Here is a 23,608-nt window from a genome sequence, read left to right on the forward strand (position 1 = left end):
CGCCCACTGAAGACACCGCTTATGGCCAGACGTACCAAGGAAGAAGCCCTCGAGACGCGACATCGCATCCTCGACGCGGCCGAGGCCGTTTTCCATGCGCGTGGCGTGGCGCGGCCCTCGCTGGCCGATATCGCCGAGGCCGCCGGCGTGACCCGGGGCGCGATCTACTGGCATTTCAAGAACAAGAGCGATCTGTTTGCCGCCATGTGCGACCGCGTGCATCTACCGGTCGAGGCGCTGTGCGAACCCGAGCGAATCGCGAGCCAGGAGGACCCGCTCGGCGGCATCCGCGACATCGTTGCGCTGGTGTTCCGCGAGACGGTGGTCAATCCGCAATGGCGGCGCGTGTTCGAGATCGTATTCCACAAGTGCGAGATGGTGGACGACAACGGCGCCATCCTCGAGCGCCAGCGGCAATCGCACGAGCAAGGCTTGCTGAAGATGCGCGAGCACCTGCGCCTGGCGATCGAACGGGGCCAGTTGTCGGCGGATCTCGATCTGGACCTGGCGGTCAACGCCTTCCATGCCGCGATCGGCGGCGTGCTGGCCCATTGGCTGTTCGCACCGGGCGACTTCGACCTGAATGCCGACGCCGAACGGCTTGCGGACGTCTTCGTCGACACGTTGCGCTTCGCCCCGTCGCTGCGCAAGGACTATGTGCCGCGGCCGATGGCCAAGCTGGACGAAGAGATGGCGGCCTTGCGGCTCAAGGTCCAGCAGCAGCAATGCGCGGGCGGCTGATGCGCTGCGCGGCTACCGGCTGAACAACCCTCGTCCGTGTCGCCTCGCCACCGCCTTGCTCCGACTTCATCCCTTCATCGCCTCCCGCCAGCGTGCGAGGAAGGCCTGCTTGCGCAGCGTGTCCTGCGCCGCCAGCAGCCCCGGCCCGACGCTGATCGGCTTGAACGCGTAGCCCAGCCGCTCGGCCAGCGCCGTCGCGGTATGGCCGCTCTTCGTATCGGTGCGGATCGTATAGAGCCGCGACGCCGAACGCGCCAGCAACGCCTGCCCCTCGCGCGACAGCAGGAAATCCAGCCATAGCCGCGCGGCCCACGGATGCGGCGCCCGGCGCGCGATAAAGGCGACGCGCGACATCACCAGCGTGTAGTCGCTCGGCGCCACCACGCCGATCGCCGCGCCGCGCTCCATCAGCGACAGCGCGTACGAGCCCAGCAGGTTGTAGGCCAGCACCAGTTCGCCGCTGGCGACCGATTCGACCATGTCCGCGGTCGACGCCGACAGCCGCACGCCGGCGCGTCCCAGCGCCTGCGCCAGATACCAGAACTCGCCGCCCATGCGCGCATCCTGCTGGGCCAGCAGATAGCCGACGCCCGAGCGCTCGATGTCGTAGGTGACCACGCGCCCGCGCCAGCGCGCTGCGTTGTCCTGCAGCAGCCGCGCCAGCGCGCTGCGGCTGCGCGGCACCGGCATGCCGTCGAAATGGCGGCGGTTGTAGACGATCACCGCCGGCTCGAAGGTCGTGCCCCAGGCCTCCTCGCGCCAGCTCGCCCAGCCGGGCAGCCCGGCGCGCTCGGGCGAGGCGTAGTGCAGTGCGTGGCCGTCGTTGACCAGCTTGATCTGCAGGTCCATCGCGGTGCTCCACAGCACGTCGGCGTGATCGGCGCGGACCGGCTGCGCGGACTCGGCGAGGAAACGCTGGTTCAGCTCGATCGTGTTCAGGTCGCGATAGGCGACCTTGACGCCGGGAAAGCGCGCCTCGAAGGCATTGAGCAGCGGCCGCGCGACGTCCTCGTCGGTCGACGCATAGACCGTGACCATGCCTTCGCGCTGGGCGCGCGCGATGATCTGCGGGTAGTCGGCCGGATAGCCGGGCGGCGGGTTCACCGGACTCGGCGCGGCGCCCGGCGCCGCGAATGCGCCTTGCCACGCCAGCGCCCCGGCGCCCGCCAGCAGCCGCCGGCGCAACGCGGAGGGCGGGTCGCCGCGATCGGCTGGCGCGGTCGGTTCGGCAGGCATGGCAGGCGGCAGGACAGGCAAGCGGCAGGGCGCGGAGGAAGGCGGGAGGGTTCGCGTCAACGCCCGCGGAAGCGGCGAACCGGCGCGACGGTGGAGCGGTATTATAGGCGCCCGGATCGGGCCAGCAGTCACGATCGCATGGCACGCCCACATGGCACACCCTCATGGCACGCCCGCACGGCGACATCGCGTCCGAACGCGCTGGCCTTGATCCCGATCCGCTGCGATTTCCTTGTCCGCGTTCCTTATTCCGCGTACCAACTCCGGCAGGAGGCCGGCATGCGCATTCTGCTGGTCGAAGATGAAACCGAACTCGCGCACTGGGTGGCGCGTGCGCTGGAGCAGGGCGGCTTCGTAGTCGAACACGTGGCCGACGGCCTGCTGGCCGACACGCGGCTGCAGGCCGAGGAATACGACGCCGTGGTGCTGGACCTGCGCCTGCCCGGCAAGGACGGCCTGTCGGTGCTCAAGGCGATGCGCGGGCGCGACGACCGCACGCCGGTGCTGATCCTGACCGCGCAGGACACGCTGGACGAGCGCGTGCGCGGCCTGAACCTCGGTGCCGACGACTACCTGCCCAAGCCCTTCGCGCTGGCCGAACTGGAAGCGCGCATCCTGGCGCTGATCCGCCGCAGCCGCGGCCGCGCCCATCCACGGCTGCAATGCGGCGCGCTGGTGTTCGATGGCGAGACGCGCAGCTTCACGCTCGGCGGCGCGCCGCTGGCGCTGACCCCGCGCGAATCGACGCTGCTGGGCGCGCTGCTGGCGCGCAGCGGCCAGCCGCTGACCAAGGCGCAACTGCTCGACAAGGTGTTTTCGCTGGACGCCGACGTCAATCCCGACGCCATCGAGGTGCTGATCTACCGGCTGCGCAAGAAGCTGTCCGGGCACGGCGTGACCATCGTCACGCTGCGCGGCTTCGGCTATCTGCTCGAGGCGGAGGCCACCGCTTGAGCCCGCCCGGTCGTCCCGCGGGCGGGCCACTGCGGCGCTGGCTGCGCGGCAGCCTGCGCCGCCAGCTGCTGGTGCTGCTGCTGCCCGCGCTGGCGGCGATGATGGCGCTCGACAGCTGGCTGACCTACGGCACGCTGCGCGACGCCGCCAATACCGCCTACGACCGCTCGCTGTACGGCTCGGTGCGCGCGATCGACAACGCGATCGGCATGGCCGGCGAGACCGTGCAGCTGACGCTCCCCGACGCCGCCATGGAGATGTTCGAGACCGCCGCGCAGACGCGCGTGTTCTATCGCGTCGCGCTCGAACGCGAGGGCGATGTCGAGACCGTGACCGGCTACGACGACCTGCCGCTGCCGCGCGGCACGCTGGCCAACAACGTGCCGCGCTATTACGACGCGGTCTATCGGGACGCGCCGGTGCGCATCGCCGCGATGGCGCGCCCGGTCTACCGGCCGGACGCCCACATGCGCGTGATCATCCAGGTCGCCGAATCGGCCGAGCCGCGCGCGGCGCTGGTCGGCGCCGTGTGGCGCAACACGCTGGCGCGCGACGCGCTGCTGATCGTGGCCAGCGCGCTGATCCTGGTCGGCGGCGTGACCTTCGTGCTGCGCCCGCTCAAGCGCGTGCGCGACGACGTCGAGGCGCGCCCGCCGGACGACCTGACGCCGCTCGCGGTCGGCCCGGTGCCGGCCGAGGTTCGGCCGCTGGTCGATGCGGTCAACCGGCACGTGTCGCGCTCGGCCGCGATGGCGCAGGCCCAGGCGCAGTTCATCGCCGACGCCGCGCACCAGCTGCGCACGCCGCTGGCGATCCTGAAGACGCAGGCGGAGTTCGCGCGCCGCCAGCTCGACGGCAGCGGCGACCCGGCTCCCGCGCGCGAGGCGGTCGATGGCATCGTTTCGCAGCTGGAGCAGGCCTCGCGCCTGGCCAACCAGCTGCTGGCGCTGGCGCGGGTACGCCAGCACGAGGCGCAGACCGCGGAGGCGGGCGGCGAAGCGGCGGTGCCCGATACGGTGATCGACGCCGCCGCGGTGGCCGGCCAGGTCGCGCTCGACTACCTGCCGCTGGCGCGCGCCAAGCAGCAGGACTTCGGCTGGGAGGACGGCGGCGGGCGGCCGTTGCCGGTGCGCGCCGACGCCGCGCTGCTGCGCGAGGCGCTGGCCAACCTGGTCCACAACGCGATCCAGTACTCGCCGCGCGGCAGCCGTATCACGCTGTCGGCCGCGCGCGAGCAGGGCAGCGCCTGCCTGGCGGTCGAGGACGACGGGCCCGGCATCCCGGCCGAGGAACGCGAGCAGGTATTCGCGCGGTTCTATCGCCGCGTCGGTCACGACGAGCCCGGCTCGGGCCTGGGCCTGGCGATCTCGCGCGAAATGGCGGCGCGCTTCGGCGGCAGCGTGACGCTGCACGAGGCCCGCCAGGGGCAGGGGCTGCGGGCCGAGTTGCGGCTGCCGCTGGCCGCCGGCGCGTGAATCGGCCATACCGCCGGCCGCCCCTTTCGATCGCCGCCGATTGCAGCCGACCACCGCCGGCATCTCCTCCCAAGTCCACCCGATCAGCGTAAACCCCAGTCAACAAGCTGAAGTTTTGACAGCTTATTGACAGTTTCCGGCTCCTAGAATCGCCGCCATGGCCGTCCGAGCGGCCACTGGAACCATAAAACCACGATATCGCAAGCAGGAGACGCCATGCGCCGCAACCTCGTTCGACTTCCCCGCCTGTTCCAATTTGCCTTGATCGGCGCCGCCGTGGCGGCCGGTCCGGCGTTCGCCGTCGACACCGCCAAGTTCATGATCGGCGCCAACCCCGGCGGCGGCTGGGACCAGGCCGGCCGCACGCTGGGCGCCGCGATGGTGTCGGCGGGCGTGGCCAAGTCCGCCTCCTACGACAACCGCGGCGGCGCTGGCGGCACCATCGGCCTGACCCAGTTCGTCAACACCGACAAGGGCAATCCCAACGCGCTGCTGGTCACCGGCGCGGTGATGGTTGGCGCGATCGAGACCAACAAGCCCCCGGTCACGCTGAAGAACGCCACGCCGATCGCGCGGCTGTTCACCGACACGATGGTGATCACGGTGCCGGCCAGCTCGCCGATCAAGTCGATCAAGGACCTGACCGCGCAGCTCAAGGCCAACCCGGGCAGCGTCAGCTGGGGCGGCGGCTCCAAGGGTTCGATCGACCATATCCTGGCCGGGCTGATCGCCAAGGACATCGGCGTCGATCCGAAGCGCATCAACTACGTGCCGTTCCAGGGCGGCGGCGAGGCCTCGGCCTCGGTGCTGGGCGGCCACGTGACGGCCGGCGTCGCCGGCGTGTCCGAGTTCCTGCCCTTCATCAAGAGCGGCAAGATGCGCGCGCTGGCGGTGACCTCGAAGGATCGCGTCGCCGATATCCCGACGCTGAAGGAGCAGGGCATCAACGTCGAGATCTACAACTGGCGCGGCGTCTATGGCGCGCCGGGCATCACGCCCGAGCAGCGCAAGGCGCTGACCGACGCGGTGGTCAAGGCGACCGAGTCGCCGTCGTGGAAGCAGGCGCTGGCCAAGAACGACTGGACGCCGTTCCTGCTGACCGGCGACGAGTTCGGCAAGTTCGTCGACGCCGAATCGGCCCGGCTGGGCGCGATGCTGCGCGAACTCGGCGTGGCCAAGTAAGTCCGCCGAACCCCGGTCTGGACACGCTCCAGGCCCCTTGCCGTCAGGGTCGATCGCGACCTGACGGCGGCACCGGCGCCGCGGCCTCCCGGACCGCGGCCCGTTCAGTTTCCGCCCCCGCCGATGCGATGCCCGCATTCGGCCTCGATCCGGAGCCCATCGTGAAACCTTCCCACACCGCCATCGGCATCGTCGTGCTGTTGCTGTCGGCCTGCTTCCTTGCCGGCATCGGCGACATCTCCGGCGAATCCGGCTATGCCGGCCTGTCGCCGCGTTTCGTCCCGACGCTGGTCGGCGTCGGCCTCGCCATCTGCGGCGCGCTGCTGACCTGGCAGGGCGTGCGCGGCGGCTTTCGCGCGATGCCCGAGGAGGACGCCGAGCTGCCCTCGCAGCCGCACAGCCCGCGCGGCCTGCTGTGGGTCGCCGCCGGCCTGCTGCTGAACATGGCGCTGATCGGCACGCTGGGCTTCGTGCTGGCGTCCACGCTGCTGATGGTCTGCGTCGCGCGCGGCTACGGCAGCCGCCGCCTGGTCCGCGACGCGCTGATCGGGCTGGCGATCACGGTGCCGATGTGGTTGCTGTTCGATTTCCTGCTCGGCATCAACCTGCCGCTGCTGCCGATCGCTGGCCTGTAATCCGCAGGCCAAGGCCAGGAGACAAACAACATGGATACGCTCAATCAACTGATCAACGGCTTTGCCGTCGCCATCACGCCGCTGAATCTGATGTGGGCGCTGGTCGGCTGCTTCCTGGGCACCGCGATCGGCGTGCTGCCCGGCATCGGCCCGGCGCTGACGGTGGCGATGCTGCTGCCGCTGACCGCCAAGGTCGAGCCCACCGCGGCGCTGATCATGTTCGCCGGCATCTACTACGGCGCGATGTACGGTGGCTCGACCACCTCGATCCTGATGAACACACCGGGCGAATCGTCGACGATGATCACCGCGATGGAGGGCAACCTGATGGCCAAGCGCGGCCTGGCCGGCCCCGCGCTGGCCACCGCCGCGATCGGCTCGTTCGTCGCCGGCACCATCGCCACCGTGCTGCTGTCGCTGTTCGCGCCGGTCGCGGCCGACGTCGCGCTGCAGTTCGGCCCCGGCGAGTACTTCATGATCATGCTGCTGGCCTTCACCACGGTGTCGGCCGTGCTGGGTTCCTCGCTGCTGCGCGGCATGACCAGCCTGTTCCTGGGCCTGGGCATCGGCCTGGTCGGCATGGATTCGCTGTCGGGCCAGACCCGCTACACGCTCGGCATCCAGGAGCTGTACGACGGCATCGACATCGTCGTGGTCGCGGTCGGCCTGTTCGCGGTGGGCGAGGCGCTGTTCAACGCCTTCTTCCCGCAGCGCGAGGGCACCTTCAACAAGGTCGGCCGCGTGATGATGTCGCGCTCGGACTGGAAGCGCTCGATCCCCGCGTGGCTGCGCGGCACCTTCATCGGCTTTCCGTTCGGCCTGATCCCGGCGGGCGGCGCCGAGATTCCGACCTTCCTGTCGTATGCCAGCGAGAAAAAGCTCACCAAGCATCCCGAGGAATTCGGCAAGGGCGCGATCGAGGGCGTGGCCGGACCGGAAGCGGCCAACAACGCCGCGGTGACCGCCACGCTGGCGCCGCTGCTGACGCTGGGCATCCCGACCTCGAACACCACGGCGATCATGCTGGCGGCGTTCCAGAACTACAACCTGCAGCCCGGGCCGATGCTGTTCCAGACCTCGGGCGATCTGGTGTGGGGCCTGCTCGCCTCGCTCTATATCGGCAACGTGATGCTGCTGGTGCTGAACCTGCCCGCGATCGGGCTGTGGGTCCGCATGCTGCGCATCCCGACGCCGCTGCTCTATGGCGGCATCCTGATCTTCGCGGGGCTGGGCGCCTACGGCATCCGCCAGTCGGCCTTCGACCTGCTGCTGCTGTTCCTGATCGGCCTGCTCGGCATGGCGATGCGCCGCTTCGACTTCCCGACCGCGCCGGTGATCGTCGGCATGATCCTCGGGCCGATGGCGGAGAAGCAGCTGCGCAACGCGCTGTCGATCAGCCAGGGCGACTGGACCATGTTCCTGCGCCATCCGATCTCGGCGTCGATCCTGGCGCTGACCGTGGCCGTCGTCGTGGTTCCGCGCCTGCTGCGCTGGCTGTCGCGGCGCTCGTCGATGCGGGGCGTGGCCGACGCGGCGAACTGAAGAATTGAAGAACGACATCCGGCGCAACGTCGTGCGCCACAATGCGCGACAATGCGCGTGACGCCACAAGGCCCGGGGCTCCCGGGCCTTGTCGTTTGCCTGCTCTCCTCCGACCACAAGAAAGAAGCGGCGGCGCCCTGCGCCAGCCTGCCACCGTCATGCGATCCGTACTCTCCCGTTGGCGTCCGACGCTGTTGACGCTGCTGCTTGGACTGGGCGCCGCCCTGCTGTGCGAATGGCTGCGCACGCCGCTGCCCTGGATGATCGGCCCGCTGCTGGCCGTGGCCGCGGCCCGCATGATGGGCGCCGACCTGCGCGCGCCATCGCAGGCCCGCAACGCCGGCCAATGGGCGATCGGCACCTCGCTGGGGCTCTACTTCACGCCCGACGTGGTCGCCAAGCTGATCGAGTTCTCGCCTTACGTGATCGCCGGCTCGCTGTTCGCGCTAGTGCTCGGCACCGCCGGCGCGCTGCTGCTGCGCCGGACCACCGGGGTCGCGTTCAAGACCGCCTTCTTTTCCACAGCGATCGGCGGCGCCTCCGAGATGGCCAACCTGGCCGAGCGCAACGGCGCACGGATCGACCAGGTCGCGGCCGCGCATTCGCTGCGCGTGTTATTGGTGGTAGTAATCGTGCCGGCGCTCTTTCAATATGGCGGTATTCATGGCCTCGATACCTATATCCCGGGGCCGCGCACCGTCGACGGGCTCGGGCTGGCCGCGCTGATCGCGATCACGGTGGCCGCCGCGCTGCTGATGCAACGGCTGAACCTGCCCAACCCCTTCGTCATCGGCACGCTGATCGCCGCCGCCGTGCTGACCGCCTCCGGCATCGAGCTGTCGGCGATCCCGACCTCGATGAGCCATGCCGGCCAGCTGTTGATCGGCGTCTCGCTGGGCGTGCGTTTCTCGCGCGAGTTCCTGCATACCGCGCCGCGCTTCCTGGCCGGCGTGGCGCTGTACACGCTGGTGGCGCTGGTGATATCGGCGCTGTTCGGCTGGGCGCTGGCGGCGCTGTCGGGCGCGCATCCGGCCACCGTGATCCTGGGCACCACGCCGGGCGGCATCGCCGAGATGTGCATCACCGCCAAGGTGCTCGAGCTCGGCGTGCCGCTGGTCACGGCCTTCCACGTGATCCGGATGGCCTTCGTGGTGCTGTGTACCGGCCCCCTGTATCATTGGCTGAAACATCGCGCCGCCCCGGAGGAGACCGAGTAGCCGGGCGGCCAGGACAACCGAGGACCACCGACGGGCCGCCATGCCAGAGACGACGCTTGCCATCGCCGACATCGACGCCATCCTGGAGCGCGTGCTGGCGCCCTGGGTCCGCCAGCTGAACCTGCGCGCCGAGCGCGTCGACGCGGACAGCGTGACGCTGCGCCTGCCCTTCGATCCCTCCCTTCGCCACGCCGGCGGCGTGGTCTGCGGCCAGGTGCTGATGTCCGCGGCCGATACCGCGATGATCGTCGCGATCTCCAGCGCGCTGGGCGGCTTCCGCCCGATGACCACCGTCAGCCTGACCACCAACTTCATGCGCCCCGTGATCGAGGGCGACATGCTGGTGCAGGCGACCGTGCTGCGGCTGGGCAAGACCGTCGTGTTCGGCGAGATCGCGCTGCGCGGCCCCGACGGCAAGCTGGCGGTGCAGGCCACCACCACCTACGCGCTGCTGTGACGATGTCTGCCACCCGCCCGGAGATGGCGGCCGACGCGCGCACCGCGCCGTCGCGCACGGCGCCGCGCACACCCCAGTACGGCGGACCGTTCGAGCAGGTGGTATTCGCCGGCGGCGGCAATCGCTGCTGGTGGCAGGCGGGCTGGTGGGACACCGTCGCGCCCGAACTCGGGCTGCGCCCGCGCGTGATCGCCGGCATCTCCGCCGGCGCTGCCACCGCCTGCATGATTTACACGCACGAGTCGCGGCAGGTGATGGATTACTACCGCGGCGTGCTGGCCGGCAACAAGCGCAACGCCTACTGGCGCAATCTGCTCGGCAACCAGCGCGTGTTTCCGCACTACGGCATCTACCGGGCGGCGCTGCTGTCGATCCTCGGCGACGGCCGCCTGGCGCGGCTGCAGGCCGCGCCGGAGATACGCGTCGGCGTGGCCCATATCCCGCGCTGGTGCGGACCGCGGCTGGCGGTAATGGCGGGGCTGCTGGCCTACAACATCGACAAGCATCTGCTCAAGACGCTGCATCCGCGGCTGGGCCGCACGCTGGGCTTTCATCCCGAATTCGTGCGGGCCCAGGACTGCGCGACGCCCGAGCAGCTGGCAGACCTTTTGCTGCAGTCCTCCTGCACGCCGCCGTTCACGCCCGTGCTGCGGCGCGATGGCCGCGCGGTGCTCGACGGCGGGCTGGTCGACAACGTACCGGTCGACGCGCTCGACCCGACGCCGGGCGACGTGCTGGTGCTGATGACCCGGCTGTATCCGCGCCCGCGCCGTTTCGTAGTCGAGTGGAACGGCCAGCGGCGCCTGTATCTGCAGCCGTCGCGGCGGGTACCGATCTCCAGTTGGGACTACACGCGCCCGGAAGGCATGACGCTGGCCTATGACCTGGGCCGGCGCGATGGCGAAACCTTCCTGCGCGAGTGGACGGCCGAGGCGCCAGCCGACCTGGCGCCGGCGTCGTAGCGCGGGAGCGGCGCAGCGGCTGCTCCCTTCGGGTTCTTGCAATTCTCGCGGCCGGCGCGCCGCGGCAGGAGGCATAGATGACGAAGCGGCAGGCTGGCAACGACAACGAACGCAAGCGCGCAAGCAAGGTATCGGCCGAACCCCGGATGGAGCGCGTGCCGCGCGGCAAGGGCGCCGGCGCCGGGCGCGCGCGCCAGGCCGACTTCGTCGTGATCGGCGGCGGCTCGGCAGGTGTCGCCGCGGCGATGCGGGCCGCGTCGCACGGCGCCAGCGTGGTGCTGGTCGAGCGCGAGCAGATCGGCGGCACCTGCGTCAACCGCGGCTGCGTCCCCAAGAAGATGCTGAGCTACGGCGCGACCTGGGCCGCGATCCTGTCGGGCTGCCTGTCGCATACCGGCGGACGCGAGGACTGGAACGACGCCATCGTGCGCGTCAAGGCCGAGATGGCGCGGCTGCATGCCAGCTATACGCAGCGGCTGCAGGAAGCCGGCGTGCAGCTGCTGCGCGGCGAGGCGACCATCAGCGCGCCGGGCGAGGTGCGCGTCGGCGGCGAAACGCTGCAGGCACGCCGCATCCTGATCGCCACCGGTTCACGGCCGACGCCGCTGCCGGTGCCCGGCGGCGAGCTGGCCAGCAGCTCGGACGACGTGTTCCAGTGGGACGGCGTGCCGGCCTCGCTGGTGGTGATCGGCGGCGGCTACATCGCGGTCGAGATGGCATCGATCCTGTCGCGCTACGGCGTCAAGGTCGACATGCTGGTGCGCGAGTCGCGGCTGCTGGAAAACTTCGACGAAGACATTGCGCTGGCGTTGGCCGAGGCGCTGACCGCCAAGGGTGTGCGGCTGCATCTGAATACGGAGGTGACGCTGCTCGACCAGGCCAACGGTGCGATCGAGGTCTGCTACAGGCAGGCCGAAGCGAGCGGGAACGGCAGCGGGAACGGCAGCGGGAAGGGCGGTGGGAAGAGCAGCGGCAAGGAACGGATCCACAGCGTGCGCGCCCAGGCGGCGCTGGCAGCGATCGGACGCGAACCCAATGTCGAAGGCCTCGGCCTCGAGGCACTGGGCGTGGCGCGCGGCCAGCGCGGCCTGCGCGTGGACCGGCAGTTCCGCACCAGCGTGCGCGGCATCCATGCGATCGGCGACGTCACCGAGGGACCGCAGCTGACGCCGGTCGCCATCGCCCAGGGCCGCTGGCTGGCGGACCGCCTGTTTGGCCGGCGCGGCGAGCGCGCCGACTTCGACGTGATTCCGACCGCGGTGTTCTGCGAGCCCGCAATCGGCAGCGTCGGGCTGACCGAGGCGGCGGCGATCGAAGCGGCTGGCAAGCCCGAGCGCATCGGCACACGCATCAAGCGCTTCGTCTCGCTGGAGAACCGCTTCGCCGGCAACCCGATGCCGTCGATGATCAAGGTGGTTTACAACGCGCGCAGCGGCCGCGTGCTCGGCGTGCATCTGCTGGACAACGCCGCGCCAGAGATCGCGCAGTCGATCGCGGTAGCGCTGCGCCTGGGCGTGCGGCTGTCGCATCTGCAAACCACGATGCCGCTGCACCCGACCGTCGCGGAGGAACTGTTCGGCTAAGCGGTTCGCCTGGAGCGGTTCGCCTGAGCGGTCCGGCTGAACTGTTCGGCTGAACTGCGGCGCGGCCGCGCCTAGCGCGACACCACCGCGGTCGCCTCGATCTCGAACAGCATGCCGTCGAGCGCCAGCCGCGATACCGGAATCAGCGTGCAGGCGGGCGGCGGGCGCGTGCCCCACATGCGCCGCAATTCGGCGCCGAACTCCTGCAGCCGTTCGAGCGAATGGTCGACGATCAGCACGGTCAGCTTGGCCACGTCGCGCAGGTCCGCGCCACCGGCATGCAGCGCGATCTCCAGGTTCTCCAGCGCGCGCCGCACCTGTCCGGGGAAATCCGGTGCCAGCGTGCCGTGCTGGTCCTCGCCGCCCTGGCCGCTGGCAAACACGATGCGGCCCGGCGCGGTTGCGACCGCGACATGCGAGTAGGCATTCGGACTGGGGTCGTAGAGGCCGTGCGGATTGACGAAGTGCAGGCTGCAGGTGGGACGGCGCGATTCGATCATGGCGGGAATCTCGAAGAGGGAAACGGAGTGGCGCCAGTATCAAACCTCAAGTTGGGTTAAGGTCAACCGTGACCCTGCTAGCATTGGGACTATCGCGCGAACAGCCTCGGAATGCCGCCATGCCAAGCCAGCCCTCCCACGACGAATCGACCGAACGGCCGCCGCGCCGAGGCGGCCCGAAGCCCGCCGACATGCTGTCGGTCGGCGAAGTTGCCGCCCGCACCGGACTGGCCGTGTCCGCGCTGCATTTCTACGAGTCCAAGGGCTTGATCCGCAGTACGCGCAGCGCCGGCAACCAGCGCCGCTATGCGCGCGCGGTGCTGCGCCAGCTCGCGGTGATTCGCGTGGCGCAGCGCATGGGCCTGCCGCTGGCATCGATCGCCGAGGCGATGGCGCGGCTGCCCGAAGGACGCGCGCCGACGGTGGCCGACTGGCGCCGGCTGTCGGCGGCATGGCGCGAAGACCTGGACGAGCGCATCCGCACGCTGACCCAGCTGCGCGATCAGCTCGACGGCTGCATCGGCTGCGGCTGCCTGTCGCTGAAGGCCTGTCCGCTGCGTAATCCAGGCGATACGCTGGCGGGACAGGGGCCATGGCCATACCTGATGGGCGGCGGCGCGCGCGGCCGTCACGATCGGGGCGCAGAGCGGGGCGGAGAGCGGGGCGGAGAGCGGGGCGGCGGCACGCGCGCCTAGCGCGGCGTCTGGCGCATCGCGCCGCATGGATCGGGGCGCCGCACCGGCGGCACCAGCACGACGCGATCGTAGGCGCCGGCCTCGTCCGGCGCCGCCGCTTCCAGATACGCGATGGCCAGCACGTCGGCGGGCTTCCCACCGAGCCAGCGCGGCACGCCGATGTCCCTTCGCACATGCCCGTTGCCGGCCAGCAGCACCACACCGCGCGCGGCGTGCTCCCTTAGCGCGGCCGCCATCACCGCATCGCGTGCCGCCTGGGCGTTCAGCATGCCGGGCAACATCGCGCGGGGGAAATGGCCGCAATGGCTGTCGTCGAGCACGGCCGTCTGCGCAGCCGCGAGATCGGGCGGCAGCGGCCGCTCCAGGCCCAGCCGTTCACGCTCGGCCGCGCTGAACACCGCACCGCCGCGCATCACGCCGCGCGCATCGTCGCGCGACAGATTGGCCGCAATCAGCGGCAGGTCGTGCCGCAACGCCAGCGCGATGACCGGCCGGTACAGCGACCACTCCCATCCGGCCGCGCCGGCCTGCGCGATCAGATGATCGACATCGCCGGGGCGCTCCCGACGCGCGCGGTCGAGATCCGCCTGCCGCTCGCGATCGAATTGCTCCATCGCGATCGCCGGCCGCCAACCCGCGTCGATCGCCTCGGTCAATGACGCGAGCCGGCGCCGATGCCCTTCGGCGTTGTCGTGGACCTCGCCGAGCAGCACATAGCGGTAGGCGGCCAGCCGATGCGCGTCGCCATCCGGATGGGCAGGCGCCGCGCAGCCGGCAAGCAGCGCCAGCGCCGCGGAGAGCGCGGCGGTTGCCGCAACCTTCGCGCCGCGATGCGTTCCACGGTCAGCGGCCCGCATCCGCTCCCACCGTCGCGGCCACGCGGTTGCCATCCGCGTCGATCTCCAGCGGGCCGCTGCCGGAGAAGCGATCCAGCGCCAGGTAGATCACCGGCGTGATGAACAGCGTGATGACCTGCGAGAACAGCAGCCCGCCGACCACGGCAAGGCCCAGCGGCTGGCGCAGCTCGGCGCCGGCGCCCAGGCCAAGCGCGATCGGCAGCGCGCCCATGATCGCCGCCAGCGTGGTCATCATGATCGGACGGAAGCGCAGCAGGCAGGCCTGGCGGATCGCCCGGGCCGGCGGCATGCCCTGCTCGCGCTGCGCCGCCAGCGCGAAGTCGATCATCATGATCGCGTTCTTCTTGACGATGCCGATCAGCATCAGCACGCCGATGATCGCAATCAGCGACAGCTCGACGCGGAACAGGAACAGCGTCAGCAGCGCGCCGACCGCCGCGGACGGCAGGCCCGCCAGGATCGTCAGCGGGTGGATATAGCTTTCGTACAGCACGCCGAGCAGCACGTAGATCACCGCGATCGCCGCGATCAGCAGGATCACCTGGGTCGACTGCGAGGACTGGAACACCGCCGCATCGCCGCCCCAGCTGGTGAAGATCTCCTGCGGCATCGCGGTTTCCTGCTTGAAGCGGTCGATGCGCGCCGACGCGTCGCCGAGCGCCGCGCCGGGGGCCAGGTTGAACGACACCGTGACCGACGGCAGCTGGCCCTGGTGATTGACCGCGATCGGCCCGACGCGGCGCTCGGTGGTCGCGAACGCCGACAGCGGCACCAGCGTGCCGCTGGTGCTGCGCACATAGATCTTCGAGAACGCGGTCTCGTCGATGCGGTCGACATCCGCGGCCTGCAGGATCACGTAATAGCTGTCGATCGACGTATAGATCGTCGACACCTGGCGCTCGCCGAACGCGGTATAGAGCGCGGTGCGCACGTCCTGCATCTGCACGCCCAGCGAGTTCGCCTTGTCGCGGTCGATCGCCAGCTGCGCCTCGAGGCCGGCCTGCTGCGAATCGCTGGTGACGTCGCGGAACAGCGGATCGGCGCGCATGCGGGCCATCAGCTTGTCGGCTGCGGTCTGCAGATTGCCCGACTGCACGCTCTGCAGCGTGTATTGATAGCGCGCCTTGCTGACGCGGCCGCCCAGCTGCAGGTTCTGCACCGGCCGGAAATAGACGTTCAGGCCCGGAATGCCGGCGACGTCGCGGCGCAGCGACTCGACCACCTGCGGCATCTTCGGCCGCTCGCCGCCGGGCTTCAGCTCGATGAACATGCGGCCGGTGTTGATCGCGGGCGAGGGACCGCCGCCGATCGCCACCACGATGCTCTTGACCGCGGGATTGGCGCGCATCCGCTCGGCCGCGTCGCGCATCAGCGTCGACATCGCATCGAAGGAGATGTCCTGCGGGCCGTCGGCGTTGACCTGGATCTGGCCGATGTCCTCTTCGGGGAAGAAGCCCTTGGGAATCAGCACGAACAGCACCGCGGTCAGCACGAACGTCATGCCGGCCGCGGCCAGCACGGTCTTGCGATGGGCCAGGCACCAGTCGAGCCCGCGCGCATAGCGGTGCAGCGTGAATTCGAACAGGTTCTCGAACCACTGCGTCGCGCGCAGGCCGAAGCTCTGCTTCTGCGGACGCGCAGCGTGCGCCGGCGCATCGCCATAGGCATGCTGCGATTCGTCGACCGGCACGTTCTCGGCCGACAGGAAGCGCGCGCACAGCATCGGGATCAGCGTCAGCGACACCAGCGCCGATACCAGGATCGACAGCGACACCACCGCGGCGAACTCGTGGAACAGCAGGCCGATCACGCCCGGCATGAAGAAGATCGGGATGAACACCGCCACCAGCGACACCGAGATCGACACGATGGTGAAGCCCATCTCGCGCGAGCCGACCAGCGCCGCCTTCAACGGCGCCATGCCTTCCTCGATATGGCGGACGATGTTCTCCAGCATCACGATGGCATCGTCCACCACCAGGCCGACCGCCAGCGTGATCGCCAGCAGCGACACGTTGTCGAGGCTGTAGCCGAACGCCTTCATCAGCGCGACGGTGCCGATCAGCGAGATCGGCAGCGACACCGTCGGGATCAGCGTGGCGGCGGCGCGGCGCAGGAACAGGAAGATCACCATCACCACCAGCGCCGCGGTCAGCGCCAGCGTGAACTGCACGTCGTGGATCGACTCGCGCACCGAACGCGAACGGTCGTTGACCACATTGACGTTGACCGAGGCCGGCATCTGCTGCACCAGCCGCGGCAGCGCGGCGCGGATCGCGTCGACCACGGCCACCGTGTTGGCGTCCGGCTGGCGTTGCACCGCCAGCACGATCGAGCGTTCGTTGTTCAGCCAGCTGCCGGTCTTCAGCGTCTCGACGCTGTCCTCGACCTCGGCCACGTCGGAGAGCCGCACCAGCGCGCCATTGGGCTGGCTGGCGACGATGATATTGCGGAAGGCGTCGGCGTCGGCCAGCTGGCGGTTGGCCTGGATCGTCAGCATCTGGCGCGCGCCGTCCAGCGTGCCGACCGGCGTGTTGGCGTTGGCGCGCGAGATCGCGCCGGCCAGCTCGTCGAGCGTCATGCCTCGCGCAGCCAGCGCATCGGGACGCGCGCGTACCCGCACCGCGAAGCGCTTCTGGCCGTAGACCAGCACCTGCGCGACGCCGGGCAGCGTCGACAGCGTCGGCGCGATCAGGTTGTCGCCGAAGGCGTTCAGCTCGGCCAGGCTCATCGCCGGCGAATTGATCGCCAGCAGGATCACCGCCGCGTCCGCCGGGTTGACCTTGCGGTACGACGGCGGCTCGTTCATCTCGGTCGGCAGCGAGCGCTGGGCGCGGAACAGCGCCGATTGCACGTCGACCGCCGCGGCATCGATGTCGCGGTCGTTGTTGAACTCGATCGTGATGCTGGAATTGCCCAGCGTGTTGGCCGAGCTGATCACCGACACGCCGGGGATCGTGGCGAACTGCTTTTCCAGCGGCGTGGCGACCGACGCGGCCATCGTCTCGGGACTCGCCCCGGGCAGCCGCGCGGTGACCTGGATCACCGGCGAGTTGAAGCTGGGCAGCGCGGCGATCGGGATGGTCGGGTACAGCACGATGCCGGTGACGACGATCGCGATCGCCAGCAGCACCGTCATCACGGGACGGCGGATGCAAAGTTCGGACAGCGTCATGGCGTCAGTGCTTCCCGGGGGCGGGCGCCGCAGCCGGCGCGCTGGCCTCGCGCACCGCACTGCCGGGGCGCAGGTTCTGCACGCCCTCGACCACCACGCGCGTGCCGGCCGGCACGCCTTCGACCACCGCCGCGGCGGCGGTCGCCGCCAGCATCTTGACCGGCATCGACCTGACCTTGCCGTCGGCCTGCACCGCATAGACGAAGCGGCCTTCCGGTCCGGTCACCACCGACTGCGGCGGCACCGAGACCACGCCGGTCAGCGTCTGCACCACCGCTTCGACGCGCGCATAAGTGCCCGGCCACAGGCGCTGGGCCTCGTTGTCGAACTGCGCCTTGACGCGGATCGTGCCGTATTGCGGATCGACGGTGTTGTCGACGAAGGTGATGCGGCCTTGCACCGGCTCGGGATTGCCGTCGTTCGGCTGCGCGGTCACCGGCACCGGGCCGCCGCGCAGGGCGTCGCGCAGCGCGGCGAGCTGGCGTTCGGGCAGCGTGAAGGTGACGGCGATCGGCTGGATCTGCGCGATCGTCACCATCGGCTGGGCCGCGGTCGGCAGCACCAGCGAGCCGGGGAAGACGTTGATCACGCCGGTGCGGCCGCCGATCGTGGCGCGGATCGCGCCGTAGCTGACCGCGACGCGGCTGGCCTCGATCGCCGCCTGGTCCGCCCGTACCGTGGCCTCCAGCGCATCGACCTTGGCACGCGCGGTGTCGACCGCGCTGCGCGAGATGAAGTTGCGTGCGACCAGTTCCTCGCTGCGCGCCAGCGAGCGGCGGGCGTCGGCCAGGTCGGCCTGGTCGCGCAGCAATTGCGCGCGGGCCCGGGCCAGATTGGCCTCGTCCATCCGGGTATCGAGCGAGAACAGCAGATCGCCGGGCTTGACGGTCTGGCCTTCGCGGATATGGACGGTGCGGACGGTGCTGGACACCTGCGGGCGGACCTCGACGGTGGACAGCGCCGTCACGTTGCCGTTGACGCTGACCTGCAGCGGCACGTCGCCCTGGCGCGCCAGCGCGGTCGTCACCGCCACCGGGGCCGGTCCCTGGGCCTGCGGCCTGGCCGCGAACCATGTCTTCCAGACGTACCAGCCGGCCCCCGCCAGCAGCACGACCAATGCCAGCGCCAGCCAGGGCGACACACGACTTCTGCCGGTACCCATGGCCTGGCTCCAATTGCTTTCGACAAAGCCTTTGGCCTGGTCGATACCCTTCGATTTCATGCGAGGACCCTCTGCTGCGCCGCGCTGTGATTGCGCGTGTTCGCTCCCTTTTGTCGCCGTGCCCGCCCGGACGGCCACCGCCGGCTTCTGTGAACCGGTGGGCGGCCGGCCGCCCCCAGTGGTACCGCCATGGCGCCATCTCTGGCAAGCGTTGGCAGACGCGTCTGTATTACAAACGATTACAGGAGAGGGGCCGTCTTTGTATCAGGGATCAAACATTAGCAGAAAACGGACCTGGCGGGCCGGCCGGCGCGCTCAGGCCTGTTGCGGCGCCTGGCGCCGCAACCAGCGGCAGCCGAGCGCGCGGGCACGGGCGGACAGCAGTAGGGCGCCGAGCATCAGCGCGGCTGCACCCCAGTGCAGCGCCTGCGCGCCGGCGGTGGCGTAGATCGCCGCGCCGGCCATCGCGCCGATCGCCTGGCCCAGATAGATCGACGAGGAATTGAGCGAGATCGACACCGCCGCCCGCTCCGGCGCCAAGGCCACGAGCCGCGCCTGCTGGGCGCTGTTGGTGGCGAAGCCGCCCACGCCCCACAGCATGAAGATCAGCACCAGCGCGATCGGCCCGACGCCGGTCAGCGGCCACAGCAGCATCGCCGCCAGCGAGGTGCCCAGCGCCACGTGGACCACGCGGGCCGGCGTGGCGCGATCCATGCGCGCGGCCGCGACCACGTTGCCGAGCACGCCGCAGGCGCCATAGGCCAGGAACATCAGGCTCAGCGCGCCGCCGCTGACGCCATGGACGTCGCGCAGCATCGGCGCGATATAGGTAAACATCGTGAACATGCCGGCCGACGACACCATCGTCACGCCGACCACCATCAGCAGCGGCGTATGGCGCAGCACCGCGCCCCAGGCCGCGCGGCCCACCGGCGCCACCATCAGCCCGCGCGGCAGCACCCGCCACAGCGCGATCGCGACGCCCAGCGCCATCACGCCGACCACGCCCATGCTGACGCGCCAGCCCAGCGTGGTGCTGATCCACGTGCCCATCGGCACGCCGACCACGCTGGCCACGCTCCAGCCGAGGAAGACGAAGCTGATCGCCCGGCCGCGCAGCTTCGCGTCGACCAGCAGCGGCAGCGTCGCCGCGGCCTGCGGGGTATAGATCGCGGCGCCGATCGCCGTGACGAAGCGCAGCACCACCAGCGCGCCGAAGTTCGGCGCCAGCGCCGAGGCCAGATGCAGCACCCCGTAGAGCGCGAGGGCGCCGACCAGCAGCAGCCGGCGGTCGATCCGCGAACCGAGCGTGGCGAACAGCGGCGCGCCGACACAGCAGGCCAGCGCGAAGGCCGAGACCAGCTGGCCGGCGGTGGCGGCGCTCAAATGGAAATCGCCGGCGATGTCGTTCAGCATGCCGGTGACGATCATCGCGCCGGTGCCGATGACGAAATTGCCGACGCAAAGCGTCAGAAGCCTGGGATCCATGATGGGGATGCGAGGGGGGAGATGGCGCAGAGGGGCCGCCCGCGAATCCCGGCAGTGTAGCGGTTTTGCGCCGATCGGGTCCGGCGCCGCCGCGGCCGCGGGGACCATCCGGTCCGCCGCGGCGGGGCGGTCCGTCAGCGCGCCAGCGCGGGCGTCAGCGCCTTCGGATTGACCACGCTGCCGTGCTCGCCGGCCAGCACGTCGAGGATGTTCTGGAACGCCGTGCGGAAATAGAGCTCGTAGCTGTCGCGCTCGACATAGCCCAGGTGCGGCGTGCAGATGCAGTTTTCCATCCGCAGCAGCGCATGGCCCTGCAGGATCGGCTCGGACTCGAACACGTCGACCGCCGCCATGCCCGGCCGGCCGCGGTTCAGCGCGGCCACCAGCGCGTTTTCCTCGACCAGCTCGGCGCGGCTGGTGTTGACGAACAGCGCGGTCGGCTTCATCGAGGTCAGGTCGGCCAGCTTGACGATGTGGCGCGTCTCGTCGTTCAGCCGCAGATGCAGCGACAGCACGTCGCTGTCGGCGAACAGCTGCTCCCTGGACTCGGCCACCGCGAAACCGTCCTCGCGCGCGGCCGTCTGCGAGCCCTCGCGGCCCCAGACCAGCACGCTCATGCCGAAGGCGCGGCCATAGCCGGCCACCAGGCGGCCGATCTTGCCGTAGCCCCAGATGCCGAGCGTCTGGCCCTTCAGCACCTGGCCCAGGCCGAAGTTCGGCGGCATCGTGGTCGACTTCAAACCCGACTGCTGCCAGGCGCCGTGCTTCAGGCTGGCGACGTACTGCGGGATCCGCCGCTGCGCCGCCATGATCAGCGCCCAGGTCAGTTCGGCCGGGGCCACCGGCGAACCGACCCCTTCGAGCACCACCACGCCGCGGTCGGTGCAGGCATCGACGTCGATATGGCTGCCGACGCCGCCGACCCGGCCGGTCTGGCTGATGATCTTCAGCTTCGGCAGCTTCTCCAGCAGCTGGCGCGTGATGCGGGTGCGTTCCCGGATCAGCACCACGGCTTCGACGTCGGACAGGCGCGCCGCCAGCTGGCCGACGCCCTTGACGGTGTTGTTGAACACCTTGACGTCATGCCCCTGCAACAGCTGGAAGCTGGCCAGCTTGCGCACGGCATCCTGGTAGTCGTCGAGAACGGCAATTTTCATCGTCGGATTCGGTGAGGCGGTTCGTTGAGGCGAGTTCGTTGAGGCGGTGCGTTCGACTACGGCGGTGCCATTGGCGCCCATTGCAGCCCGTTGAGCCCATTGACGCCGCAACCCGGTTGGTACGCGTGCCCACAGACCGGCATGCCGGCGGCCAGTAAGGTGGGCCACCAAAGTGCTGCGACAAGCCATGGCGACACGGCGTTCCGACCGATTTTCGCGCCGTCCGCTTGCTGCAGAGCAAAAAACGGAGGACGACAGCGGTGGTATCCTTGCCGCCTTCGGTGACGTCCCGGATTGTCGGTCGAGCTTCGCTCCCGCAGCCGGGTTGTCGCCGGACAAAGCTTGACTGGCACCCGCTGCGACACGTCCGCGGGAAAACCGCCACTGTAGCGCAGCCGCAAGGTCCCCCGCGATCGATTGCCGACAGGATCGCGCCGGACTTGTAACGGGATGTGACGGTCCCGGGCGAGCGTGGTCGAAGACCGACCACCATGCGGCCGCCAGGCGGGCAGAACGCCCGCCCCGCACGCGGAACCGCTTCCACAAGAAGTGGTCCCTCATGCATGCGGCCATGGCAGGCGCTCTCGTCGACTCCGCGTTTGACTCCGTGTTTGACCCGGCTGTTTGACGATTTTCAGAGCGCGGCCCCGGGCCAAGGCTTTGCCAAAGATTTCTTTTTTGCTTTGGAGTACCACCATGAACCACCCCACCATGCAAGGCACACCGGCGCTGAACGTTCCGGCCTGGGTCAAGCACCAGAAGCTGGTCGCCTGGGTCGCCGAGATCGCGGCGCTGACCAAGCCCGACAGCATCTACTGGTGCGACGGCTCGCAGGAGGAATACGACCGCCTGTGCGAGCAGATGGTCGCCGCGGGCACGATGAAGCGGCTGAACCCCGCCAAGCGCAAGAACTCCTTCCTCGCCATCTCCGACCCCTCCGACGTCGCGCGCGTCGAGGACCGTACCTTCATCTGCTCGCAGCAGCAGGAAGACGCCGGCCCCACCAACAACTGGATGCCGCCGGCCGAGATGCGCCAGACCCTGAGCGGGCTGTTCGATGGCTGCATGCGCGGCCGCACGCTGTACGTGGTGCCGTTCTCGATGGGGCCGCTCGGTTCGCCGATCGCCCACATCGGCGTGGAGCTGTCCGACAGCCCGTACGTCGCCGTCAACATGCGGATCATGACCCGCATGGGCCGCGCCGTGTATGACGTGCTGGGCGCCGACGGCGAGTTCGTGCCGTGCGTGCATACCGTGGGCAAGCCGCTGGCCGCCGGCGAGAAGGACGTGCCGTGGCCGTGCAACCCGACCAAGTACATCGTCCATTTCCCCGAGACCCGCGAGATCTGGTCGTTCGGCTCCGGCTACGGCGGCAACGCGCTGCTGGGCAAGAAGTGCTTCGCGTTGCGGATCGCCTCGACCATGGGCCGCGACGAGGGCTGGCTGGCCGAACACATGCTGATCCTCGGCGTGACCTCGCCCGAGGGCAAGAAGTACCACGTCGCGGCCGCCTTCCCGTCGGCCTGCGGCAAGACCAACTTCGCGATGCTGATTCCGCCCAAGGGCTTCGAAGGCTGGAAGGTCACCACCATCGGCGACGACATCGCCTGGATCAAGCCGGGCAAGGACGGCCGCCTGTACGCGATCAACCCGGAAGCCGGCTACTTCGGCGTGGCCCCGGGCACCAGCGAGAAGACCAACTTCAACGCGATGGCGACGCTGAAGGAGAACGTGATCTTCACCAACGTCGCGCTGACCGATGACGGCGACGTCTGGTGGGAAGGCATGACGAAGGAAGCGCCGGCCCATCTGATCGACTGGCAGGGCAAGGACTGGACGCCGGAGATCGCGAAGCAGACCGGCGCCAAGGCCGCCCACCCGAACGCGCGCTTCACCGCGCCGGCGTCGCAATGCCCGTCGATCGACGCGAACTGGGACAACCCGGCCGGCGTGCCGATCGACGCGTTCATCTTCGGCGGCCGCCGCTCGACCACGGTGCCGCTGGTGACCGAGGCCCGCAACTGGACCGAAGGCGTCTACATGGCCGCCACCATGGGTTCGGAAACCACCGCCGCGGCCGCCGGCCAGCAGGGCGTGGTGCGCCGCGACCCGTTCGCGATGCTGCCGTTCTGCGGCTACAACATGAGCGACTACTTCGGCCACTGGCTGGAGCTGGGCAACAAGCTGGAAGCGTCGGGCGCCAAGCTGCCGAAGATCTACTGCGTCAACTGGTTCCGCAAGGACGAGGCCGGCAACTTCGTGTGGCCGGGCTTCGGCGAGAACATGCGCGTGCTGTCGTGGATGATCGACCGCGTCGAAGGCCGCGGCCAGGGCACCGAGCACGTGTTCGGCACCTCGCCGCGCTACGAGGACCTGCGCTGGGAAGGCCTGGACTTCTCGCCCGAGCAATTCCAGAAGGTCACCTCGATCGACCGTGCCGCCTGGGAACAGGAACTGGCGCTGCACGAAGAGCTGTTCACCCAGCTCAAGCACCATCTGCCGCAGGCGCTGTCCGAAACCAAGGATGCGCTGGCCAAGCGGCTGGCGGCTTGATGCGGTAGTCGCCTGACTTTGCGCTTGCCCCAGGCGA

General features: G+C 69.7%; 19 protein-coding genes. 12 read left to right on the top strand and 7 right to left on the bottom strand.

Going from position 1 to position 23,608, the window contains the following annotated elements:
* The first annotated feature begins 21 nt into the window (after positions 1–21).
* Entirely contained in the window at positions 22–741 is a 720-nt protein-coding gene (locus M1D55_RS24785) for a TetR family transcriptional regulator (protein WP_456282066.1), read from the top strand.
* Between the two features lie 66 nt (positions 742–807).
* On the opposite strand, the gene M1D55_RS24790 is transcribed toward M1D55_RS24785, so the two are convergent.
* Positions 808–1,977, bottom strand: coding sequence for an ABC transporter substrate-binding protein (locus M1D55_RS24790; RefSeq protein WP_082928402.1), 1,170 nt, complete (start codon positions 1,975–1,977; stop codon positions 808–810).
* 279 nt (positions 1,978–2,256) lie between these two features.
* Between M1D55_RS24790 and M1D55_RS24795 the strand changes: the two genes are divergently transcribed.
* From M1D55_RS24795 to M1D55_RS24835, 9 genes are all read left to right on the top strand, one after another.
* Complete coding sequence (locus M1D55_RS24795; protein WP_006579516.1) at positions 2,257–2,931, top strand: response regulator; 675 nt, start codon at positions 2,257–2,259, stop codon at positions 2,929–2,931.
* A complete protein-coding gene (locus tag M1D55_RS24800) occupies positions 2,928–4,406 on the top strand; it encodes a sensor histidine kinase N-terminal domain-containing protein (protein ID WP_456282067.1) in 1,479 nt (492 codons plus the stop codon). The genes M1D55_RS24795 and M1D55_RS24800 overlap by 4 nt, the downstream gene beginning before the upstream one ends.
* Before the next feature lie 216 nt (positions 4,407–4,622).
* Positions 4,623–5,588 (top strand): tripartite tricarboxylate transporter substrate binding protein, encoded by a 966-nt coding sequence (locus tag M1D55_RS24805; RefSeq protein ID WP_006579518.1) that lies wholly within the window; start codon positions 4,623–4,625, stop codon positions 5,586–5,588.
* A gap of 161 nt (positions 5,589–5,749) precedes the next feature.
* A complete protein-coding gene (locus tag M1D55_RS24810) occupies positions 5,750–6,223 on the top strand; it encodes a tripartite tricarboxylate transporter TctB family protein (protein WP_043436646.1) in 474 nt (157 codons plus the stop codon).
* Between the two features lie 30 nt (positions 6,224–6,253).
* Entirely contained in the window at positions 6,254–7,765 is a 1,512-nt protein-coding gene (locus M1D55_RS24815) for a tripartite tricarboxylate transporter permease (protein ID WP_006579520.1), read from the top strand.
* A 158-nt stretch (positions 7,766–7,923) separates the two neighbouring features.
* Positions 7,924–8,982 carry an AbrB family transcriptional regulator gene (locus tag M1D55_RS24820; RefSeq protein WP_064574793.1) on the top strand — a complete coding sequence of 353 codons (1,059 nt, stop codon included), beginning with the start codon at positions 7,924–7,926 and terminating at the stop codon, positions 8,980–8,982.
* Between the two features lie 40 nt (positions 8,983–9,022).
* Positions 9,023–9,439, top strand: a complete 417-nt coding sequence (locus M1D55_RS24825) for a PaaI family thioesterase (protein ID WP_006579522.1) — start codon at positions 9,023–9,025, stop codon at positions 9,437–9,439.
* Between the two features lie 2 nt (positions 9,440–9,441).
* A complete protein-coding gene (locus M1D55_RS24830; RefSeq protein WP_231906327.1) occupies positions 9,442–10,401 on the top strand; it encodes a patatin-like phospholipase family protein in 960 nt (319 codons plus the stop codon).
* Between the two features lie 77 nt (positions 10,402–10,478).
* Entirely contained in the window at positions 10,479–11,984 is a 1,506-nt protein-coding gene (locus M1D55_RS24835) for a dihydrolipoyl dehydrogenase family protein (protein ID WP_456282068.1), read from the top strand.
* 71 nt (positions 11,985–12,055) lie between these two features.
* On the opposite strand, the gene M1D55_RS24840 is transcribed toward M1D55_RS24835, so the two are convergent.
* Positions 12,056–12,484, bottom strand: coding sequence for a RidA family protein (locus M1D55_RS24840; protein ID WP_064574789.1), 429 nt, complete (start codon positions 12,482–12,484; stop codon positions 12,056–12,058).
* A 119-nt stretch (positions 12,485–12,603) separates the two neighbouring features.
* Here M1D55_RS24840 and soxR point away from each other — a divergent pair, with 119 nt between their 5' ends.
* The gene (gene soxR / locus M1D55_RS24845) at positions 12,604–13,179 is read left to right on the top strand and encodes a redox-sensitive transcriptional activator SoxR (protein ID WP_456282069.1); all 576 of its coding nucleotides are present in this window, start codon (positions 12,604–12,606) and stop codon (positions 13,177–13,179) included.
* On the opposite strand, the gene M1D55_RS24850 is transcribed toward soxR, so the two are convergent.
* The 5 genes from M1D55_RS24850 to M1D55_RS24870 all read right to left on the bottom strand — a co-directional run bounded on the left by M1D55_RS24850 (position 13,176) and on the right by M1D55_RS24870 (position 21,018).
* Positions 13,176–14,036 carry a ChaN family lipoprotein gene (locus M1D55_RS24850; RefSeq protein WP_456282070.1) on the bottom strand — a complete coding sequence of 287 codons (861 nt, stop codon included), beginning with the start codon at positions 14,034–14,036 and terminating at the stop codon, positions 13,176–13,178. The two genes, soxR and M1D55_RS24850, sit on opposite strands and share 4 nt — an antisense overlap.
* The gene (locus M1D55_RS24855) at positions 14,023–17,211 is read right to left on the bottom strand and encodes an efflux RND transporter permease subunit (protein ID WP_023263317.1); all 3,189 of its coding nucleotides are present in this window, start codon (positions 17,209–17,211) and stop codon (positions 14,023–14,025) included. The genes M1D55_RS24850 and M1D55_RS24855 overlap by 14 nt, the downstream gene beginning before the upstream one ends.
* 4 nt (positions 17,212–17,215) lie before the next feature.
* Positions 17,216–18,433 carry an efflux RND transporter periplasmic adaptor subunit gene (locus M1D55_RS24860; RefSeq protein ID WP_006579530.1) on the bottom strand — a complete coding sequence of 406 codons (1,218 nt, stop codon included), beginning with the start codon at positions 18,431–18,433 and terminating at the stop codon, positions 17,216–17,218.
* A 255-nt stretch (positions 18,434–18,688) separates the two neighbouring features.
* Positions 18,689–19,861 (bottom strand): MFS transporter, encoded by a 1,173-nt coding sequence (locus M1D55_RS24865; protein WP_023264526.1) that lies wholly within the window; start codon positions 19,859–19,861, stop codon positions 18,689–18,691.
* 134 nt (positions 19,862–19,995) lie between these two features.
* A complete protein-coding gene (locus tag M1D55_RS24870; RefSeq protein ID WP_064574785.1) occupies positions 19,996–21,018 on the bottom strand; it encodes a D-2-hydroxyacid dehydrogenase family protein in 1,023 nt (340 codons plus the stop codon).
* Between the two features lie 696 nt (positions 21,019–21,714).
* Between M1D55_RS24870 and M1D55_RS24875 the strand changes: the two genes are divergently transcribed.
* Positions 21,715–23,571 (top strand): phosphoenolpyruvate carboxykinase (GTP), encoded by a 1,857-nt coding sequence (locus tag M1D55_RS24875; protein ID WP_006578347.1) that lies wholly within the window; start codon positions 21,715–21,717, stop codon positions 23,569–23,571.
* The last annotated feature ends 37 nt before the right edge of the window (positions 23,572–23,608 follow it).

It is taken from the genome of Cupriavidus sp. JZ107 (genome assembly GCF_053903255.1).

Coding starts and splice junctions, on each gene's coding strand:
- M1D55_RS24785 (WP_456282066.1), top strand. CDS start 22: ATGGCCAGACGTACCAAGGAAGAAGCCCTCGAGACGCGACATCGCATC.
- M1D55_RS24790 (WP_082928402.1), bottom strand. CDS start 1,977: ATGCCTGCCGAACCGACCGCGCCAGCCGATCGCGGCGACCCGCCCTCC.
- M1D55_RS24795 (WP_006579516.1), top strand. CDS start 2,257: ATGCGCATTCTGCTGGTCGAAGATGAAACCGAACTCGCGCACTGGGTG.
- M1D55_RS24805 (WP_006579518.1), top strand. CDS start 4,623: ATGCGCCGCAACCTCGTTCGACTTCCCCGCCTGTTCCAATTTGCCTTG.
- M1D55_RS24815 (WP_006579520.1), top strand. CDS start 6,254: ATGGATACGCTCAATCAACTGATCAACGGCTTTGCCGTCGCCATCACG.
- M1D55_RS24820 (WP_064574793.1), top strand. CDS start 7,924: ATGCGATCCGTACTCTCCCGTTGGCGTCCGACGCTGTTGACGCTGCTG.
- M1D55_RS24825 (WP_006579522.1), top strand. CDS start 9,023: ATGCCAGAGACGACGCTTGCCATCGCCGACATCGACGCCATCCTGGAG.
- M1D55_RS24830 (WP_231906327.1), top strand. CDS start 9,442: ATGTCTGCCACCCGCCCGGAGATGGCGGCCGACGCGCGCACCGCGCCG.
- M1D55_RS24835 (WP_456282068.1), top strand. CDS start 10,479: ATGACGAAGCGGCAGGCTGGCAACGACAACGAACGCAAGCGCGCAAGC.
- M1D55_RS24840 (WP_064574789.1), bottom strand. CDS start 12,484: ATGATCGAATCGCGCCGTCCCACCTGCAGCCTGCACTTCGTCAATCCG.
- soxR (WP_456282069.1), top strand. CDS start 12,604: ATGCCAAGCCAGCCCTCCCACGACGAATCGACCGAACGGCCGCCGCGC.
- M1D55_RS24850 (WP_456282070.1), bottom strand. CDS start 14,036: ATGCGGGCCGCTGACCGTGGAACGCATCGCGGCGCGAAGGTTGCGGCA.
- M1D55_RS24855 (WP_023263317.1), bottom strand. CDS start 17,211: ATGACGCTGTCCGAACTTTGCATCCGCCGTCCCGTGATGACGGTGCTG.
- M1D55_RS24860 (WP_006579530.1), bottom strand. CDS start 18,433: ATGAAATCGAAGGGTATCGACCAGGCCAAAGGCTTTGTCGAAAGCAAT.
- M1D55_RS24865 (WP_023264526.1), bottom strand. CDS start 19,861: ATGGATCCCAGGCTTCTGACGCTTTGCGTCGGCAATTTCGTCATCGGC.
- M1D55_RS24870 (WP_064574785.1), bottom strand. CDS start 21,018: ATGAAAATTGCCGTTCTCGACGACTACCAGGATGCCGTGCGCAAGCTG.
- M1D55_RS24875 (WP_006578347.1), top strand. CDS start 21,715: ATGAACCACCCCACCATGCAAGGCACACCGGCGCTGAACGTTCCGGCC.